The organism is Clostridia bacterium (assembly GCA_017394805.1).
Lineage (GTDB): Bacteria > Bacillota > Clostridia > Christensenellales > CAG-1252 > RUG14300.
In genome coordinates this window covers 128517-148279 of the sequence record JAFPXC010000013.1, presented here as the reverse complement: position 1 = coordinate 148279, position 19763 = coordinate 128517, and the positions used below count along the sequence as shown (strand labels likewise).

11 protein-coding genes are annotated in these 19763 nt (G+C 57.2%); 3 read left to right on the top strand and 8 right to left on the bottom strand.

Features of this window, described 5'->3' with window-relative positions; genetic code table 11:
• Positions 1-190: 190 nt before the first annotated feature.
• The 8 genes from II896_03730 to yyaC form a co-directional block, all read right to left on the bottom strand.
• A complete protein-coding gene (locus II896_03730) occupies positions 191-2401 on the bottom strand; it encodes an ATP-dependent RecD-like DNA helicase (protein MBQ4443757.1) in 2211 nt (736 codons plus the stop codon).
• Positions 2392-3579, bottom strand: a complete 1188-nt coding sequence (metK, locus tag II896_03725) for a methionine adenosyltransferase (GenBank protein MBQ4443756.1) — start codon at positions 3577-3579, stop codon at positions 2392-2394. Before metK ends, II896_03730 begins: the two co-directional genes overlap by 10 nt.
• Positions 3580-3649: 70 nt before the next feature.
• On the bottom strand, positions 3650-7276 hold the full coding sequence (gene rpoC, locus II896_03720; protein ID MBQ4443755.1) for a DNA-directed RNA polymerase subunit beta': 3627 nt from the start codon (positions 7274-7276) through the stop codon (positions 3650-3652).
• A 14-nt stretch (positions 7277-7290) separates the two neighbouring features.
• Entirely contained in the window at positions 7291-11019 is a 3729-nt protein-coding gene (locus tag II896_03715) for a DNA-directed RNA polymerase subunit beta (protein MBQ4443754.1), read from the bottom strand.
• Positions 11020-11439: 420 nt separating this feature from the next.
• The gene (locus tag II896_03710; protein ID MBQ4443753.1) at positions 11440-12321 is read right to left on the bottom strand and encodes a cation diffusion facilitator family transporter; all 882 of its coding nucleotides are present in this window, start codon (positions 12319-12321) and stop codon (positions 11440-11442) included.
• Positions 12322-12436: 115 nt separating this feature from the next.
• Positions 12437-13870, bottom strand: coding sequence for a glycosyl hydrolase 53 family protein (locus tag II896_03705; GenBank protein MBQ4443752.1), 1434 nt, complete (start codon positions 13868-13870; stop codon positions 12437-12439).
• A 184-nt stretch (positions 13871-14054) separates the two neighbouring features.
• Positions 14055-14753 (bottom strand): DUF421 domain-containing protein, encoded by a 699-nt coding sequence (locus II896_03700; GenBank protein MBQ4443751.1) that lies wholly within the window; start codon positions 14751-14753, stop codon positions 14055-14057.
• On the bottom strand, positions 14747-15202 hold the full coding sequence (gene yyaC, locus II896_03695) for a spore protease YyaC (protein MBQ4443750.1): 456 nt from the start codon (positions 15200-15202) through the stop codon (positions 14747-14749). Before yyaC ends, II896_03700 begins: the two co-directional genes overlap by 7 nt.
• 118 nt (positions 15203-15320) lie before the next feature.
• Here yyaC and II896_03690 point away from each other — a divergent pair, with 118 nt between their 5' ends.
• The 3 genes from II896_03690 (at position 15321) to II896_03680 (ending at position 19760) form a co-directional block, all read left to right on the top strand.
• The gene (locus II896_03690) at positions 15321-16799 is read left to right on the top strand and encodes a metallophosphoesterase (GenBank protein ID MBQ4443749.1); all 1479 of its coding nucleotides are present in this window, start codon (positions 15321-15323) and stop codon (positions 16797-16799) included.
• Positions 16800-16957: 158 nt separating this feature from the next.
• On the top strand, positions 16958-18772 hold the full coding sequence (locus tag II896_03685) for an MFS transporter (protein ID MBQ4443748.1): 1815 nt from the start codon (positions 16958-16960) through the stop codon (positions 18770-18772).
• Between the two features lies 1 nt (position 18773).
• Positions 18774-19760, top strand: a complete 987-nt coding sequence (locus II896_03680; protein ID MBQ4443747.1) for a metallophosphoesterase — start codon at positions 18774-18776, stop codon at positions 19758-19760.
• Positions 19761-19763 lie beyond the last annotated feature (3 nt).

Here is a 19763-nt window from a genome sequence, read left to right as displayed (position 1 = left end):
GAGAGGTTTGGGCAGCGGGGTTGGGGCGAAAAAGGGGGATACGTATGGGGGAAATTGGCACAAGAGCGAAGAAAGGTGACGAGGAAAAGGTTGCGGAAAAACGGGAGCGAACGCCGCTATCCCACAGGCTACGGCAAGTGCTCGACGATAGGTCGTGCCTCTATTTAGATTGGATTGGGGATAAGATAGGCTACGCCAGTTCCTTGATGAAGCGAACCAAGGCGGTGTAGCGGCGCTCGGTGCGCTTGTTGCGTACCATATATTGGAAAGTGCGCTTGTTGCCGACGAGAACGACCATCTCCTTGGCGCGGGTGACGGCGGTGTAGAGCAAATTTTTGTTAAGCACCATGGGATTGTACTGCGAAGCCACCACCAGCACTACGCGGAACTCGGAGCCCTGCGACTTGTGCACGCTGACGGCGTAGGCAAGCGAAACGTCCGAGAGTTCGTCCGCGCCGTACACCGCCACTCGGTCGTCCTCGAAGCGCACGGTGACGGTCATGCTGCCGCGGTCGATGGCGGACACGACGCCCACGTCACCGTTGAATACGCCCGTGCCCGAGGTGACTACACCCTCGTCCTCTTTGGTCCACTCGATGTCGTAGTTGTTGCAGGTTTGGATGACGCGGTCGCCCTCGCGCAGTACCAAATTCATACCCACGTTGATCTCTTTTTTGAACACGGCGGGAGGATTGACGGCGGCCTGCAAGACTTCGTTGAGGTGATTGACGCCCACTTCGCCCTTTTTGAGCGGTGCCAAAACCTGTATCTCGGCGGGAGTGACGTCCAGATAGGTGGAGATGCGCTTGGTGCAGAATTGCACGACGTCCTCGAGCATCTTGGACTCGTCGTCGGTATAGTCGAAGAAAAAGTCGCGGCTGGTCTTGTCCGGCTCGGGCAAGGTACCCTTGTTGATGAGGTGCGCGTTGGTGATGATGAAACTGCCCTCCTGCTGGCGGTAGATATGGTCGAGCATAACGACGGGCATGACGCCGCTCTCGATGATATCCGCAAGCACGCAACCCGCGCCCACCGAGGGCAGTTGGTCTTTGTCTCCCACAAGGATAAGTCGGGCGCCGCGCCTGACGGCACGCAATAAGGCGTAGAAAATACTCTCGTCCGCCATAGAGATTTCGTCTACTATGATGACGTCGGCGGGCAAGGGATTGTCCTCGTTGTAGGTGTAGGACACGTTGAGGGCCTTGGGCGTGAGAACGAGCAAGCGATGTATGGTCTTGGCCACGCGCTCGGTGGCCTCGCTCATGCGTTTGGCCGCCCTGCCCGTGGGCGCGGTGAGCACGTAGGAAGACTCCACGCGCTCCAAAAGGTGAATGATGCACTTGATGATGGTGGTTTTGCCCGTGCCAGGGCCGCCCGTAATGACCACGCCGCCCGAATTCATGGCGGCGGTGACCGCCTCGCGCTGTTTGGGGTGCAACCGAATATGGTATAGACTCTCGAAGAAGTCTATCTCGCGCTCGTAATCGAAGTGATACCGAATGGCCTCCTGCATGAGCTGCACCAACCGCTTGGCAATGGCTTGCTCGCGGTTGAAGTGCTTGAATAGCATCACGCCCGTGCCGCCGTCCGGCTCGTTGATACGCTTGACGTCGCCCACGATTTCCATAGACTCCAACGTGTCCATCACGAGGTTGGCCTGCTCCTCTTCGAACTCCAACAATTTGAGCGTCATGGCCACCACTTGCCCGTAGGGCAAATAGGTGTGTCCCAAACGATTGGCGCCGTCGTCCAAGGTGTGGCGAAGCCCCGCGCGCACGCGGTTGACGTCGTCTTTGGCCACGCCCATGCTCAAAGCGATGGTGTCGGCCGTGCGGAACCCCACGCCGTCGATATCCTCCACCAACTTGTAGGGGTTGGTCTTGATGATGCTCTCGGTGAGATCTTCGTAATGCTTGTAAATCTTGATGGCAAGGTTGAGGGAGACGTGATACTGCGTCAAAAACATAATGGACCGCTGCATTTTGCGCAATTCGACGTAGCGCTCGGTGATGGCGTCGGCCTTGCGGCGGGAAATGCCGCGTACCTCGGCCAATCTCGCGGGATTGAACTCGATGACGTCGAAGGTATCAGCACCGAACGTGCGCACGATGGAGCGCGCCGTCACTTCGCCTACGCCGGGGAACAGACCGCCCGACAGATAGCGCACCATGTTTTCGGGGCTTTTGGGCGGGGCGACGATGACCTGCGACACGACGAACTGGTCGCCGTAGCGGGCGTTCTTTTTGTACTCACCCACCAAGACCACGTCCTCACCCTCGGTGATAGGCGGAAAAATGCCCACAGCCGTAATCATCAAGCCGTGGGCGTCTACTGCCGCAACCGTATAACCGTTCTCGGCGTTGCGGAAAATCAAGCCTTCTACCGTGCCTCTTATTTCCAAGCAGCAAACTCCTTCTTCAATGCCTCTACTCTATCTACCTGCTCCCACGGCAAGTCGGGCTTGCCGAAATGGCCGTAGTTGGTCGTCCTCTTGTAAATAGGGCGTTTCAACCCCAGCTGGTCGATGATGGCGGCGGGACGGAAATCGAACACCTTGGCCACGATTTGCTCCAAGACGTCGTCCGCCACCAACCCCGTGCCGAACGTGGACACGCGAATGCTGATGGGGTGCGCGCGCCCGATGGCGTAGCTGACCTCGAGCTGACAGCGCTCCGCAAGGGAGGCCGCCACCACGTTTTTGCACACGTAGCGGGCGTAGTAGGCCGCGCTACGGTCCACCTTGCTGGCGTCCTTGCCCGAAAAAGCACCGCCGCCGTGCGGACAATAGCCACCGTACGTATCGACGATGATCTTGCGCCCAGTGAGGCCGCTGTCCCCGTCGGGGCCGCCGATAACGAAGCGCCCGGTGGGGTTGACGAAGATGCGCGTGCCCTCGTAGAGAAGGTCCGCGGGAAGCGCCTTTTGTATCACTTCCCTTATGACGTCCTCACGAATTTGGGTCTGCGACACCCATTCGTCGTGCTGGGTAGACACCACGACCGTGTGAATGCGCACGGGTTTGAGTCCGTCGTACTCCACCGTGACCTGCGCCTTGCCATCCGGACGAAGATAGGGCAAAACGCCCTCTTTGCGGACGGCGGTGAGCCGCGCGGTCAAGGCGTGCGCCAACGTGATGGGCAAGGGCATCAAACACTCGGTCTCGCGGCAAGCGAAACCGTACATCATGCCCTGGTCGCCCGCGCCCTGACGGTCGTACGCGTTGTCGTCCGCCTCTTCCTGCGCCTCTTCGGACGTGTCCACGCCCTTGGCGATATCGACGGACTGCGCGTGCAGTCGATTGATGACGGTAAGCGTATGGCTGTCGAACCCGCAACAATCGCGGTCGTAGCCGATATTCTTCACCGTATCACGAACGATTTGGTCTATGTCAACTCGTGCGTTAGAACGGATCTCGCCCATCACCAACACCATGTCGGTAGTGGCGCACGTCTCGCACGCACAATGCGCGTCCGAATCTACGGTCAGCACGGCATCCAACACGGCGTCCGATATGCTGTCGCACACCTTGTCGGGATGACCTTCGGTCACGCTTTCGCTGGTAAAAAGTCTGTATTTCATATTTCTCCTTGTCGGCAAGCCCCGCTTTGCCGAAAGCGAGGCTTTGCCGTAGTAACGCTTACGCTAATCTTTAGTCGTCGTCACCGATATCGGGAATGTCCACCTCGGCCTCTTGAATGTTGCTGACGGGCATGACCGTGATATCGTTATATTGCTTGAGACCGGTACCCGCGGGAATCAACTTGCCGAGGATAATGTTCTCTTTGAGACCGATCAAGGGATCGACCTTGCCTTTGATGGCGGCGTCGGTCAGCACGCGGGTCGTCTCTTGGAAAGAGGCGGCGGCGAGGAAGGACTCGGCGGCCAAAGAAGCCTTGGTGATGCCCAACAGGCAACGCTTGCCGAGGGCGGGCTTGCCGCCTTCGTCGATAGTCTTGGCGTTGACTTCTTGATATCTGGCGATATCGACCAACTCACCGGGCAGGAAGCTGGTGGTACCCGAATACTCCACGCGCACCTTGCGCAGCATCTGACGAATGATAATCTCGATGTGCTTGTCGTTGATGGTAACGCCCGAAGCTTGGTAGGCCTTTTTGACTTCCCACGTGAGGTAGTCCTGCACGGCACGCGCGTTGCGCACGCGCAACAACTCCTGCAAGTTGATGGCGCCGTGGGTAAGTTGAGCGCCCGCTTCGACCTCGTCGCCCGTCTTCACCAACAATTTGGCGTTGTAGGCGGGGTTGTAGGACTTGGCATCGCCGCCGTTCTTCGGCTCGATGGTAATGACCTTGCGCTTGTCTTGGTCAAGCACCGTAACGGTGCCCGCGATCTCCGAAATGATGGCTTGCGCCTTGGGAGGACGGCACTCGAACAACTCTTCGACTCTGGGCAAACCGGCGGTGATATCGTCGGCACCGGCAACGCCGCCCGTGTGGAAGGTACGCATGGTCAACTGCGTGCCCGGCTCACCGATGGATTGCGCCGCGATGACGCCCACGGCCTCTCCAATCTTGACCAACTGACCGTTGGACATATCCGCGCCGTAGCACTTGGCGCAAATGCCGTAGGGACGTTTGCACTCCAACACCGAACGAATGGCGACCTTCTCGATGCCCGCGTCTTCGACGGCTTTGGCTTGCGCCTCGGTGATCATGCTGTCGGCGGGAACCAACAACTCGCCCGTCCGAGGATGGCGAATCTCCTTGATGGAGAAGCGACCGATCAAACGCTCGTAGAGGTGCTCGATGATTTGACCTTGACCGTTGTAAATGTTGGTGACTTCGGTGCCGATGGTATCGCCGCAATCGTCCTCGCGAATGATGATGGGCTGGGCGATCTCGACCAAACGACGGGTGAGGTAGCCGGACTCGGCCGTCTTCAGAGCCGTATCGGCCAAACCTTTACGACCGCCGTGCGAACTGATGAAGTACTCCAACGCGTCCAAGCCCTCGCGGAAATTGGACTTGACGGGCAACTCGATGGTCTTACCGGTAGGATCCTTCATCAAGCCACGCATACCCGACAACTGACGGATCTGCTCCGTGCTACCACGGGCGCCCGAGTGTTGCATCATACGAATGGGGTTGAAGGTGTCCAAGCTGCCGTTCAATTCCTTGGTGACCTCGTTGGTGACGTCCGTCCAAATCTCGACGACCTTGCGCTCGCGCTCTTCGTCGGTGATGAAGCCGCGGTTGAAGAGGGCTTGCACTTTGCTGACCTCTTTGTCGGCGGCGGCGATGATGGACGCCTTCTTGGCGGGAATGTGCATATCGAACACGCAGGTGGTCAAGCCCGACAAGGTGCTGTACTTGTAGCCCAACGCCTTGATCTTGTCCAACGTGGCGGCGGTAACGGTGTTGCCGTGCGCACGGTAGCACTTGTCCACGATTTTCTTGAGTTCGTCCTTCTTGACCAAGAAGTCGACTTCCAAATCCAACTGTTGCTCGGGCGTCTCACGCGACACGAAACCGATATCCTGAGGAATGGCCTCGTTGAAAATCAAGCGACCGACCGTGGTCTTGATGAATTTGCTGTACACTTTGCCGTCGATTTCTTTGGAAACCTTGACGACAATGGGGTTTTGCAACCCGATATTCTTGGTTTGATAGGCCATCTTGGCCTCGTCCACCGAACCGTAGACGTGTTGGGTGCGACGCTTGTAGTCAAGCTCGCTCTCCCCCTCACGCTGCGCCTCGAAGGGACGCTCGATGGTGAGGTAGTAGCTGCCCAAAACCATGTCCTGCGTAGGCACGACGATAGGCTTGCCGTCCGACAGTTTGAGAATGTTGTTGGTGGACAGCATCAGGAAGCGGGCCTCGGACTGCGCCTCGATGGAAAGAGGAACGTGCACGGCCATTTGGTCGCCGTCGAAGTCGGCGTTGAACGCCGTACAAGCCAAGGGGTGCAACTTGAGCGCTCTGCCCTCGACCAACACGGGCTCGAAGGCCTGAATGCCCAAACGGTGCAACGTAGGCGCACGGTTGAGAAGCACGGGATGATCCTTGATGACGTCGTCCAAAACGTCCCACACTTCGCTGCGAACGCGCTCCACGTAACGCTTGGCGTTTTTGATGCTGTTGCAGTAGTTGCGGGCGACCAACTCCTTCATGATGAAGGGCTTGAAGAGTTCCAACGCCATCTCTTTGGGAAGACCGCATTGATACATTTTGAGCTCGGGACCGACGACGATAACCGAACGGCCCGAATAGTCCACGCGCTTGCCGAGCAGATTTTGACGGAAGCGGCCCTGCTTACCCGAAAGCATAGCGGACAGGCTCTTGAGCTCACGCGATTTGCCCGAGGTGGACTTGGCGCGTTTGGTGTTGTCGATGAGGTTGTCGACCGCCACTTGCAACATACGCTTCTCGTTGCGGATCATGGCGTCCACGCCGCCCGACTGCAAGAACTTCTTGAGACGGTCGTTGCGACTGACCACGAAACGATAGAGGTCATTGAGGTCGCTGGTGGCGTATCTGCCGCCCTCGAGGGGGATCATGGGGCGCAACTCGGGAGGCAACACGGGCAAGGCTTCCAAAATCATCCATTCGGGTTTGCTACCCGTCTCTTTGAAGGCCTCCAAAATATCCAGACGCTTGGCCGCCTTGACGATGTTGGCGCTGACGGTGGCCCTGTCTTTCTTGTTGGCCTCTTGGGCGGAAGCGATCTCCTTGCGCAACGCCTCGATCTCGGCGTCCAGATTTTTGCCGACTTCCATCAAGAAAATCTTGATGCTCTCGGCACCCATACCCACCTTGACGCTGTCGCGGCCATATTGCTCGATGATCTCGCCGTACTGCTTGTCGTTGATGATTTGCTTGCGCACCAAACCCGTCTCGGGCTTGGCCTCGAGGACGATATAACTCGCGTAATACACGACGTGTTCTACGTCTTTGGGGGGCAAAGCCAACACGGTGGCAATGCGCGAAGGGGCGCCTTTGAGATACCAGAGGTGCGCCACGGGGGCGGCCAACTCAATGTGTCCCATGCGCTCGCGGCGCACTTTGCTGTCCTCGACTTTGACGCCGCAACGCTCGCACACGATGCCCTTGTTGCGGGTGCGTTTGTATTTGCCGCAGGCGCATTCGCCCGTCTTGATGGGTCCGAAAATCTTTTGGCAGAACAGACCGTCCGGCTCGGGCTTTTGGGTGCGGTAGTTGATGGTTTCGGCGCGTTTTACTTCGCCGTGCGACCACTCCCTGATCTTTTCGGGAGAAGCCAAACCGATTTTGATGGAATCATAATTCTTTACTTCGTACATACTACCGTACCTCCTTAATTCAAGTTGCCGTCGTCGTCCGTATCCGTGCCGAAGAGACTTGCAAAGGGATCGTCTTCGTCAAATACGCTCTCCTCTTCCTCGGTGGATTGCATACCAGAGAAAATTTCGGAGAAGTCGATCTCGCTGGTGTTCTTGGGCTCGACTTCCTCCACGGTCTCGTCGGGCGTGCTGTCCGAAATCTCCTGGTTGCCCGCGCCGATGGGACGAATGTCCAACCCCAACGAACGCATTTCGCGTACCAACACGCGGAAGCTCTCGGGAATGCCCGGCTCGGCAATGTATTGACCGCTGGTGATGGAGGAATAGGCTCTGGCTCTGCCCTCGATGTCGTCCGACTTGACGGTCAGCATCTCCTGCAACACGTTGGCCGCGCCGTACGCCTCGATGGCCCACACTTCCATTTCGCCCAAACGCTGGCCGCCGAACTTGGCTTTGCCGCCCAAGGGCTGTTGGGTAACGAGGGCGTAGGAACCCGTGCTACGCGCGTGGATCTTGTCGTCGACCAAGTGGATAAGCTTGAGCATATACATATAACCGACGGTGATACGATTCTCAAAGGGCTCGCCGGTACGACCGTCGAACAACTGCATCTTGCCGTCCTCGGGCAAGCCGTTCTCGATGAGCAACTCCTGTATCTCCTGCTCGGTGGCACCGTCGAATACGGGGGTGGCAATGTGCCAACCGGCCGTCTTGCACACCAAACCCAAGTGGACTTCCAAAACCTGACCGATATTCATACGGCTGGGCACGCCCAAGGGGTTGAGCACGATTTGCAGGCTGGTGCCGTTGGCCATAAAAGGCATATCGGCCTTGGGCAACACGCGGGACACGACGCCCTTGTTGCCGTGACGACCGGCCATCTTGTCGCCCACGCCCAACTTACGCTTTTGCGCGATGAACACGCGCACCCACTTGGTGGAGCCGGTGTTCATATCGGCCTTGTTCTCTTTGGTGAAGACCTGCACGTCTACGACCACGCCGTGCTCGCCGTGCGGGACGGTCAAGCTGACGTCGCGGACGTCGCGGCTCTTCTCGCCGAAAATCATGCGGAGCAAGCGCTCTTCGGCGGTGGGATCGGCCTCGCCCTTGGGGGCGACTTTGCCGACCAGAATGTCTCCCGAACGCACTTCGGCGCCAACTCTGATGATGCCATCCTCGTCGAGGTCTTTGAGCATATCTTCGCCGCGGTTGGGAATGTCACGGGTGATCTCCTCGTTGCCCAACTTGGTGTTGCGCGCTTCGGTATCGTAGATGGAAATGTGCACGGACGTGAACACGTCGTCACGCACCAACTCGTCGCTGATGAGAATGGCGTCCTCGTAGTTGTAACCTTCCCACGTCATGAAACCGATGAGAATGTTGCGGCCGAGGGCCAACTCGCCGTGGTCGGTGGAGGGGCCGTCCGCCAAGACGTCGCCCACCTTGACCTGTTGACCGACCGACACGATGGGGCGTTGGTTGATGCAGGTCTCGTGGTTGCTACGCTCGAACTTCTGCAACTCGTACTCCTTGACGAAGCCGCCGTTCTCTACCGTGATGCGGTTGGCGGACACGTGGGTGACCACGCCGTCGGTCTCGGACAATACCATAACGCCCGAGTCGGTGGCCACTTTGTATTCGATGCCGGTGCCGACCATAGGCGCTTCGGGCTTGATGAGAGGCACGGCCTGACGCTGCATGTTGCTACCCATCAGGGCGCGGTTGGCGTCGTCGTTCTCGAGGAAGGGAATCAAGCTGGCGGCCACGGACACGACCTGCTTGGGCGAAACGTCCATATAGTCCACCTTTTTGGCGGGCACCTTGCGGATATCCTCACGGAAACGCGCGGCGACCTCGGCGTTGGCCAAGCGGCCGTCCTCGCCGATGGGCTCGGTGGATTGACAAATGATATATTGGTCTTCCACGTCCGCGGTCATATACTCGATATCGTCGGTGACGATGCCCGTCGCCTTGTCGATGCGACGATAGGGCGTCTCGATGAAACCGTACTCGTTGACGCGGGCGTAGGTAGACAAACTGTTGACCAAACCGATGTTTTGACCTTCGGGCGTTTCGATGGGGCACAGACGACCGTAGTGCGTATGGTTGACGTCGCGCACTTCCATACCCGCTCTCTCACGGTTGAGGCCGCCGGGGCCAAGGGCGGAAAGACGACGCTTGTGCGTCAACTCGGCGATGGGGTTCTGCTGATCCATGAACTGCGAAAGTTGCGCCGTGTTGAAGAACTCCTTGACCTTGCTGGTGACGGGCTTGGTGTTGATGAACTTCTTGATCTCGGCGTCGTCGGCCGACGTGGTGTTCATCTTCTCCATGATTTGACGCTCCATGTTTTGGAAACCTTTGCGCATTTCGAGTTGCAAAAGTTCGCCTACCGCACGGATACGACGATTGGAGAGGTGGTCGATATTGTCCAAAGAGCCGATGCCGTGAGGCAGGGCCAGATTGTAGTTGACGATGCTGACGATGTCCTCGATGCAGATCTGCTTGCGCACCAACTCGGGGATATGGGCTTTGACGGCCTCGATCTTCTCCTCTTCGGTGGCGCAATCCTTCCAAATCTCTTTGAGGGTGGGATAGTGCACCCACTCGGTGACGCCGATGCTGCGGGGATCGACCGAAATAAATCTGCCCAAGTCCACGGTGGCGTTGCCGATAATCTTGACCTTGACGCCGTCGTCGCCCACGACATAGGCTTGGTTGACGCCCATATTCTGAATGGCCCACGCAGTGTCGTAGTCCAATACGGTACCCTTTTCGGCAAGCACTTCGCCGCTTTCCTCGTCTACGATGTCCTCGGCCAACTCACGCTCGGCGATGCGGGCGGCAAGGGACAACTTCTTGTTGTACTTGTTGCGGCCGACGCGGGACAAATCGTAACGCTTCTTGTCGTAGAAAATAGAGGGAATGTTGGCGTTGACGCCCTCGTCCGTGATGACTTCGCCGCCGCGGATGTTGGAATACAACTCCTTCTTGGCTCTCATCAAATCGTGGAACTCCTCTTTGTCGTGCTCCAAGGTCTTGTTGAGCAAGTCGTCCTTGTCGCCGAACACGGCTTGGATATCGTCGTCGTCGACTTTGGAAGCGCCCTGTTTCATATTGAGTCCCAAAGCACGCAACAACAAAGTGGCGCTGATCTTCTTCTTGCGATCGACGTGCACCCACAAAATGTCCTTGTCCTGCTCGAACTCGAGCCAAGCGCCGTTCTTGGGAATGACCGTGCACTTGTAGCTGGCGTCGCCGTTCTTGTCCACCGATTTCTCGAAATAGACGCCCGGAGAACGCACCAGCTGGCTGACGACCACGCGCTCGGCACCGTTGATGATGAAGGAGCCGGTGTCCGTCATAAGGGGAATGTCGCCCAAGAAGATCTCGTCTTCTTTGATGAGGTCGCCCTTCTCGCGCAAAATCAAACGCACTTTGACCTTGAGCGGAGCACTATAGGTGGTGACGGCTTTGCATTTGCAGTCCCTGGCGCTCATCTTGGGCTCTTCGAAATAATAGTCGCCGAACTCCAATACGAAACGCTCTTGACCGCCGGTGGTGGCACGTTGCACGATAGGAGAAAACTCGTCCAAAATCTCGCGGATACCTTCTTCTTTGAACCGCTTGTACGAGTTAATTTGCAACTCCATCAAGTAGGGCAAATCCATTACCTGACGGGTCTTGGAAAAGCTCAATCTCTCGGTCGTGCCATACTTTACGATGTTCAATTTGTGAGACATATCTTCACTCCTCAAATAAAATTTTCTACGTTTGGCCTATATACGCGCGTGCGAGTATGCGCGAAATAAGGCAAGATACAATATAATTCATAAAAGTCAACTAAGTCAACTAAAAATATACAAATTGTATAAAATTAAATTACGGCTAAGATTATTAATTTTTTGATAATTTTTTATTCGTGCGAAAAATTCCGCAAAACGAGCCAGAAATCACGGGCAAGCAAGCCGACAATCGGCCTCGACGACGAAAAAAGCGCGTACGGTATTTCAAACAGGCGGACGATACGAACAAGGAAGGGAACGGTATATAAAACGCCCGCCATGCGGGGCGAGGGGAAACGGCGGCGTGCCCCTTACGCGCGACACGCGTAACATACAATTCGCGCGCAATATACGCGCATACGCCTACGCGCACATATATTACCCTGCCACGGCGTCCGTGCAAACGGGGACCAATCGAACGTCTACGCCCTCCTCGGCGAGAGAAGCGCGCACCTCGGCGGCCACCTCGGCCGCTTCCTCCACCGACAACGCGGGCGAGAACACGACCTCGGCGTAACCCGCCTTGCACCGATAGCCGAAATCGCTCAGCACGACCGCGCGCACCGCGTCTATCCCCACGGTAGCGGCAAGTACCCGTCGCACCGCGTCCCTCTCGGCCGACACGTCGCCCGCACCCAACAACAGGCGGGTATTGTCCACCACCATCTTGACGCCGAACGCCATGACGACCACGGACAACGCGATGCCGAACCAAGCGTCTGCCGCGTAAGAAGCGGCCTGTGAAATCGTAAACGAGGCGACGGACACGGCGGTAACCCCCACGTCCAACACGCTGTCCAACAGCAATGCGCGCAAGGCGTACGAGCGGACGCGGCGATTGACCAACCCGTAGGCCACGGTCATACCCACCTTGACGACGAGGGCGACCAAAATGATGATCATGCTGGACAAGCGATAGTACACCGGCTCGGCCATGGCCAATCTGCCCACCGAACGGAACAAAAACACCACGCCCATCACCACGGTGACGCACGCCACCACGAAGCCCGCGAGGTACTCCCCCCTGCCGAACCCGTGAGGGTGCCGTTCGGAACGCGGCACGAACAATACGCAAAAAGCCACCACGGTGACTACGCCCGTAGCGACGTCGAAAAAACTGTTCATTCCGTCCAACGTGACGACCAGCGAATTGCTGCGAAGCCCCACGTACATCTTGGCGATGGCCAATCCGAGGGAAGCGAGGAGGCAACTCGCCACCAACACGATGGCGGAAACCGTGCGTTGCTTGTCTTTGTCCATAATCGTATTATACCACTTCCGCGTGAAAATCGCAATACCTACGAAAAAAGGACGGGCAAGAAACGCGTTCTTGTCCGTCCTTTTGCATGAAATGCGTCCTTTCGGCCGGGTGGGCTTATTGCACCGCTTCTTTGAGCGCGTCAAACAGCACCTGCTTGGCCGTGGCCGTTTTGGCGGTATTGTCGAAATCGAACCAGGGATTGGCCCAATCGAGCTCGGGCGCCCAGGGACGAATGCCCGCCATACCGTTCTTCCTACCCCACGTGATGAGTTCCTTGAGGAATTTGGCGCCGTCTTCGTCGGTCAACTTATAGCCGTGCACCTCATTGTTCCAGCTGGCGAAGGTGCCCGAGGCAAGGCCGGTTTCGTTGGCGTAGCCGTATTCGGCCAACATCACGTTGACGTGGAGTTCACGATTGACGGCCAGCACGATTTGCTTGATTTGGGCGATCTTGTCCAAGATGACGCCCGTGGCGTTGGGATAGTAGCTGATGCCCGCTTGGTCGACCATATAGCCGTTTTCGGCAAGGGTCTTGAAATACTTGACGGTATAGTCCGCGCCCCAGGTGACAGTGGAGATATGCGAGGAGAACTTGGCCGCGGGATAGACCTCGACGATGCCCGCTTTGAGCGCCGCGAACATTTGCCCGTTGTAGCACCAGATATTCTTGGCGAGCCAATCCGCGCCGAAGTTCTTTTTGAGATAGGTGATCCAGAATTGCTTGGACGTGGCCTTGCTGACCGCGCTCTTCAAAGGCATCATCACGCCGCCGAAGCCGTAGTTGGTCTCGTTGCCGAGATCCCAATATTCCACGTCGGCGCCCACGGCCTTGACCTGCGTGGCGAGGAATTTGCCGTAGCCTTTGAGCACCAAGCAGATCTCCTCGATGGTCATATCTTTCCATTCTTTACGCACACCGTCCGCCGTGCGAGGATAGGTGATGCCCAATTCCTCGTCCGTATATTCGGAAAAGTCGGGATATTGGGACTCGAACGCGTCGCTGTACCCCGCGAAACACCCCACCTCTACGTTGATGGGCATACCCAACTCAACGGCCACTTGGCACGCTTTGAGCGACTCGTCCAAGCAGTGCATACGGGCGTGATAGAAGTCGTTGACGTCCGACTGGGGCGAGTGGCGCGTGGTGTTGATGCGCACGTACATTTCGGTAGCGCCGTACGCGTTGAACATCTCCTGCAACCCCTTGAGGTCGCCCGCATCCTTCTCCTCTCCGTTGAGGGTATATTTGTAGGTGTATTGGTAGTCGGCGTAATCGTAATCGTCGACGTTTTCCCAATGATTCATGGCCGACATACTCACGCGGAATTTCTCCACGGGGAACTCGGCCGCGTCGTCGAAGACCTGATAGTCCACCTTGTTCTTGTTGCGAATGAGGTTGCCCAACATAGACAAAGTGCCCGAAGCGACCGTCTGGTCCTTCTTGCTCTTGGCGACCGCCGCGCCCATAATGCTGACCAATATGATGACCACGGCCAACACGACGGCACCCGCTATAATTAAGGCTTTTGCTTTTTTGGTGAGTTGCATAGCGTTTATCCTTTGCTTTGATAGACGGATTATAGCATACGCACGGCGGTCTTGTCTAATATATTCGTTTCGTTCTTAAAATAATCGTTTCAAAATACGGTGCAAAAGGACGCGATTCGGCGAATTGCGCAGACGGCAAGACGGGGTGGGAGCGGCGCCGCACCGAAAACGCGCTGCGGACGACTTACCCGTCATTTTGCGGCAGGTGCTTGGGGTGCACGACCACCTCGTCCGTTTCGGCGAGGTAGTAGGCGATGGCGACGTCTTTGACGTCCACGCCGCCGAGTTTCGACCGAAGCCAGGCCTCGTCCTTGCCCAACTGCGCCAAGCACGCGTCTATCACCCTGCCGTCCATCACCACGTCCTTGCTGAGCGCGGCGGGGGCTTTGGGCCGTGCGCCCACGTCCAAGGCCGTGGCCGCTTCTCTGCCCGCTTTGGGCAAGACGGACAACTTGCCGCTGGTCTCGAAAATGCAATAGGCCACATCGTCCAGATTGAAATAGCCCTTTTCGCGGCAGAGGGACAAAAATTCGTTGAGGGACAGTTTGCTCTTGTTGAGATTGCGGTAATTGAGGCGGCCCTCTTCTATCAAAACGAGCGGCTTGCCCACGAAAACGCGCTTGAAAAAGTTGTTTTTGCGCCCCAATACGCTACACAGCAGATCCAAGACCGCAAACACGGCCATGCCCACGAGGTAGTACCATATCGGCCGCTCGATGTCGAAGGCCATATCCGCCGCGATGGACCCCAACGAGATGCCGATGGTGTAGTCCAGAAAGTCAAGTTGGGCGATTTGTTTCTTGCCGAGGATCTTGGCGATGACGAAAAGGAAAGCGAAACCGACAACGCTGTAGATAAGCACCTTTTCGAGCGCCGTCAACATACCGCCCGCAAGTCCTCCAACGCGGTCGCTATCCGGCGGGCGATATCCTCGGCCAACCGCTCCACCAAGGCGAAGGGCACCTCGAGCAAGGTGGAGATGGCGTCCTCGCCCTTGACGCCCACCACGCCCAGCACCGCCAACTGCCCTACGGCGGGGCTTTTGCGCCCCAACGCACAGCCCGCCTGCACGCCGCCCAAGCGATAGCGGATTTTGCCCACTTCGTCGACCTCGCCCAACGCCGCGTCCACCGCGATGACGGGCACGCCCGCGTAGTGCGCGTCCAAAAACCGACGGTACCGCTCGAGATTGGCACCGTTGACCGTGCGGCCCTCCACCCCGTACACGGGGCAAGGCACCGCGTAGCGATGGCGCAGGAGATTGCCCACCATGGGGCCCAAACTGTCGCCGCATATTTTGTCCGTTCCCACGCAAACGATCACACAATTCATACCGAAAGTGTTGCCCCTTTAGCCGCAGGTTATGCACGACTTTTGCGAAAAAGCGATATTGACAAACGCGCCAAACGATTATATAATAATAGTATTCTCAAAAGGAGAGGTAACGTCTATGACCGATATGGAAAATACGAACGACACGAACGTCCAAGAGGAAGCGACCGCCCAAGAGGAAACGGCCGTCCAAGAGCCCGTCCAAGAGCAAGCCGCCGCCGGCGTCGCCATCGAGGACAAAGAGCCTATGGAGCACACCAACCGCAACAAGAAAAAACGCAAACGCGGTTGCGCCATCGCCGCCATCGTGGTCGGCTCAATCGCTTTGGTGATTATCCTTCTCATCGCGCTCGTTCCCATTTTGAACGTCGTGACGACCAAGGCGCTTATCGAGCAGGCCAAGTCCTTCGAAAAAGTGGCCTACGCCGACCAACTCGTCCCCACCAAGGACGCGGACGGATACTACACCTTCACAACGGACAGAGATCTCAACGTATTGCAGTTGACGGACGTGCATATCGGCTCGGGATTTTTGAGCAAAGACGAGGATCCGTGGGCGATGAACGCCGTGGCCACCATGGTGCGCAAGAGCACGCCCGACCTCGTCATCATCACGGGCGACATATCCTACCCCGTGCCCTTTTCGTCGGGTTCGTTCAACAACCTCAACCCCGCCAAGGTGTTTGCCAACGAGATGGAAGCGTTGGGCGTATATTGGACGTTTGCCTTCGGCAACCACGACACCGAGGCCTATAGCTACTACACGCGCCAAGAGATTTGCGATTGGTACGCCGAGCAAAACTTCAAGTATTGCCTCTTCTCGGCCAACAACGATATCGCCGATAAGGACGAGGCCGAGAGTTTCGGCTACGGCAACAATATCATCAAGGTCAAAAACTCGGCGGGCGTCATCACCCAAGCGTTGGTCCTCTTCGACAGCCACAGTTATACGGACGGCGACGTCTTCGGCGCGCTGTGGAAATACGACAATATCCATCAAAACCAAATCGACTGGTACACGCAAGAGATGGCTAAGTTGCGCCAGCAAAACGCCGCGAAGGGCGTAGACGCACCCATCAAAAACCTCGCTTTCTTCCACATTCCTCTGCGCGAATACCGCGAAGCCTGGGGCGAATTGGTGGAGACCAACGGCAAAATGGGCGTGAGAGGCGAAGTGATGGCAAACAGCGAACACGTGGAATATATCTACGGCTACAACGACGAGATCACGGGCGCGTCCGCGAACCCCTTGGCCAAATCGGACGAAAATACCTACGGCGTGTTCTGCGGCGTCAAGAACGAGGCCCTCGCGGGCAAGTTCTGGGCGGCGGCCAAAGCCAACGCCATGCAGGGTGCGTTCTGCGGCCACGACCATATCAACAACTTCTCGGTGCGCTACACCAAAGACGACTACACCATGCGCCTGACCTACGGCATGAGCGTGGACTACCTGGCCTACGCGGGCATTTTCAAACAGCACAGCCAGCGCGGCTGCACCGCTATCGTCGTTCGTCCGGACGGCTCCTTCGATTGCCAACAACGCAACTATTACACCGACTTCAACGTGGACTACGAGGTGAAAGGCAGCGAAGAGTAATCGTATATCGTCAACAAACGAAGCAAAACGAAACCGCCGAGCGCACGCTCGACGGTTTTTTGTCGCCAAACGCCAAGCAATCGCCATTTGCCCCTTGAAACGGGAGAGGGATTGTGATATATTATATATATCAACGCACTTGGACGCGAGGTATTCCAGTGAAAAAAGAGAAACAACCGAAACCCTACGTAGATCCCAAAGACCGCGTGCCGATAGGGGAGATGATCGCCTACGGCTTGGGCGGCTTGATGGACGGCGGCGCGGTCGCCATGATTTCGTGTATCCTGTTGAAATATATGACGGATACGCTGTGCATTACCGCCGCGGCGGCCAGCACCATCATGATGCTGGCGAAGTTGTGGGACGCCGTCACCGACCCCGTGATGGGCTTTTTGTCCGACAATACCAGGGGACGTTGGGGGCGGCGCAAGCCCTATATGCTGGTGGGCGGCTTGTGCATCGTGGTGGCTCTGTTCCTCTTGTTCGCGCCCCTGCACCGTATGGGCATTACGTCCCAGGCGGGCATGATCGCGTGGATGCTGGTATTCTATCTCTTTTGGAGCACCTGCTCCACCGTGTCGCAAGTGCCGTACACCTCGATGGCGTCGGATATTTCGCCCTCTTTCCGCGAGCGCAACAACGCCAACACGGTCAAATTGGTCTTCACCTCGGCGGCGAGCGGTATCTCCTATATCGTTCCCCTCATTCTGCTGAACGCCTTGCAGGACAAAGGCACCCTCACCACCACGCAATTCTGGATCTTAACGGCGGTCGTATTCGGCAGTCTGTTTGGCGGCGGCCTCGTCGTCTGCTCTATCTTCGTCAAAGAGCGCGTCAAGCCCGCCCCGCACGAAAAGAAAGAGCGCTTCTCCTTCAAAAAATTCATCGAGGGCTACGTCAAGCCCTATAAGAATCGCTCGTACAAGTGGCATATCGCCATGTACGTCACCGCCTTTACCTGTATGGATATGCTGTCCGCCCTGGCCGCTTACTACGCCTCGCACGTGTGGCGCGGCTCGGTGCTGGATCTGGGCTTCACGACCATGCGGTTCAGCAGCCTGTTTATCGTCGCGCCCATGTCGGTGGCGGCCGTGCTGAGCTTCCCCTTGGTGCGCGTGATGATGGACAAAAAAGGCAAGGGATTCGCCTTCCGTATGGGCCTGCCCTTCTACATCGTGGGCGGCATCTTCTTCGCCGTGATGGATCCCTCGTGGTGCCCCTCGTGGCTGGTGCCCGTGGTCGCCTTCGTGATGGGCTTCGGCTTCGGCGGCGCGCAGATGATACCTTGGATGAACTTCCCCGACACGTTGGACGTGGCCGAACTCAAATTGGGCGAACACCCCACGGGTACGTATAGCGGTATGATGACCTTTGCGCGTAAGATAAGCGGCGCATTGGGCGTGGGCATGATAGGCTGGATATTGACGGGCGTGGGATACGACGGCTACAACGCCGCCGTGCAAGGCGCGGAAGCGTTGGTCAAAGAGGACGGCACGTCGGCCTTGGCCGAGGCCTACGCCGCCACCAAATCCACCACCATCGGCGATTTCTTTATGCAATTCAACGGGGAAATCACCGCCAAAGCGCAGGAATTGTCCCATTCGGGGCAACTCTCCATCAAGGCCGAAAACTTCTCCGCCGCGGCGGTGGGCGAACGAATCGGCGCGGTGCTGACGACCATACGCGTGCTGATGGGCGTGTCCATAGCCGTGCTCATCGCGTTGGCCATGTTCTCCTCTTTCCGCTTCAAACTCAACAACGCGGTGTTGACGCGCATACGCTTCTTTACGGACGCGGTGAAAGAAGGTAGATTCGACAGCCTCACCGAGGAAGAAAAAGCCGAGCGCGTCGCCCTCATCGAACGCCATTACGGCAAATACGACGCGGACGCGGACGCTAAGATGATAGCCGAAGCCAAGGCCGCGTGGGACGCCGCGCAACCCGCGACGCCGAGCGAGGACAAAAAGGACTGATATGAGAATAGAACGCACGGACGGCGGCGCCGTCATTTACAAGGAAAGAGGCAAACCCCTGCGCATTCTGCAACTGACCGACATCCACCTGGGGTGCGGTCTGTTGTGCCGCCGCAACGACAAATTGGCCCTCTCTGCCGTGGAGAAAATCGTACGTGCGGCCGAGGCCGATTTTTGCGTGATAACGGGGGACGTTGGGTATCCTTTCGTGACCTTGGGCGGCTCGCACGACAATCTCAAACCCTTCCGCATGGTAGGCGATCTGTTGGCCAAGTATCACCTGCCTTGGTGCGCCGTGTTCGGCAATCACGACACCGAGCCGCACGCACGCTACCAAAAGGAACAACTTGCCGACTATATGATCTCCCGGCCCGACTGCTACTTCGCCAAAGGCGAGGCGGGGCTGACGGGGTGCGGCAACTACTGCATTCCGCTCAAAGGGGAAGACGGCAAAGATATACTCGCGTTGATGTTCGTTGACAGCAACGCCTACGTCGGCAAGAGTTTTTTCTCGGGATTCGATATTATTCACCAAGACCAAGTGGATTGGTACGTCAAGACCATCAAAGATATGTCCGAGGACGTCGAACGCCCCCTGCCCTCTTTGGCATTTTTCCACATTCCGCCCAAAGAAATCAAAACGGCGTGGGATCATATCTATCGCGGAGAAACGGACGATGCCACCTATCATCTCGGCTTCGTGCAAGAGAAGGACAACTACTTCGGCTACCCCAAAACGCTGGAAGGCACGTTCTTCGCCGAAATGGTCAAGTTGGGCAGTTGCAAGGGTATGTTCTTCGGCCACGACCACCTCAATACGCTGTCCGCCACCTATCGGGGTATCCGTATGACGTACGGCATGAGCATAGACTACTTCGCCTACCCGCATATGCTCGAAAAACACACCCAACGCGGCGGCACGATCATCGAGATATACGATGACGCCACCTTCGACGTCAAATTGCTCCCATTGGACGATTTACAATAATTT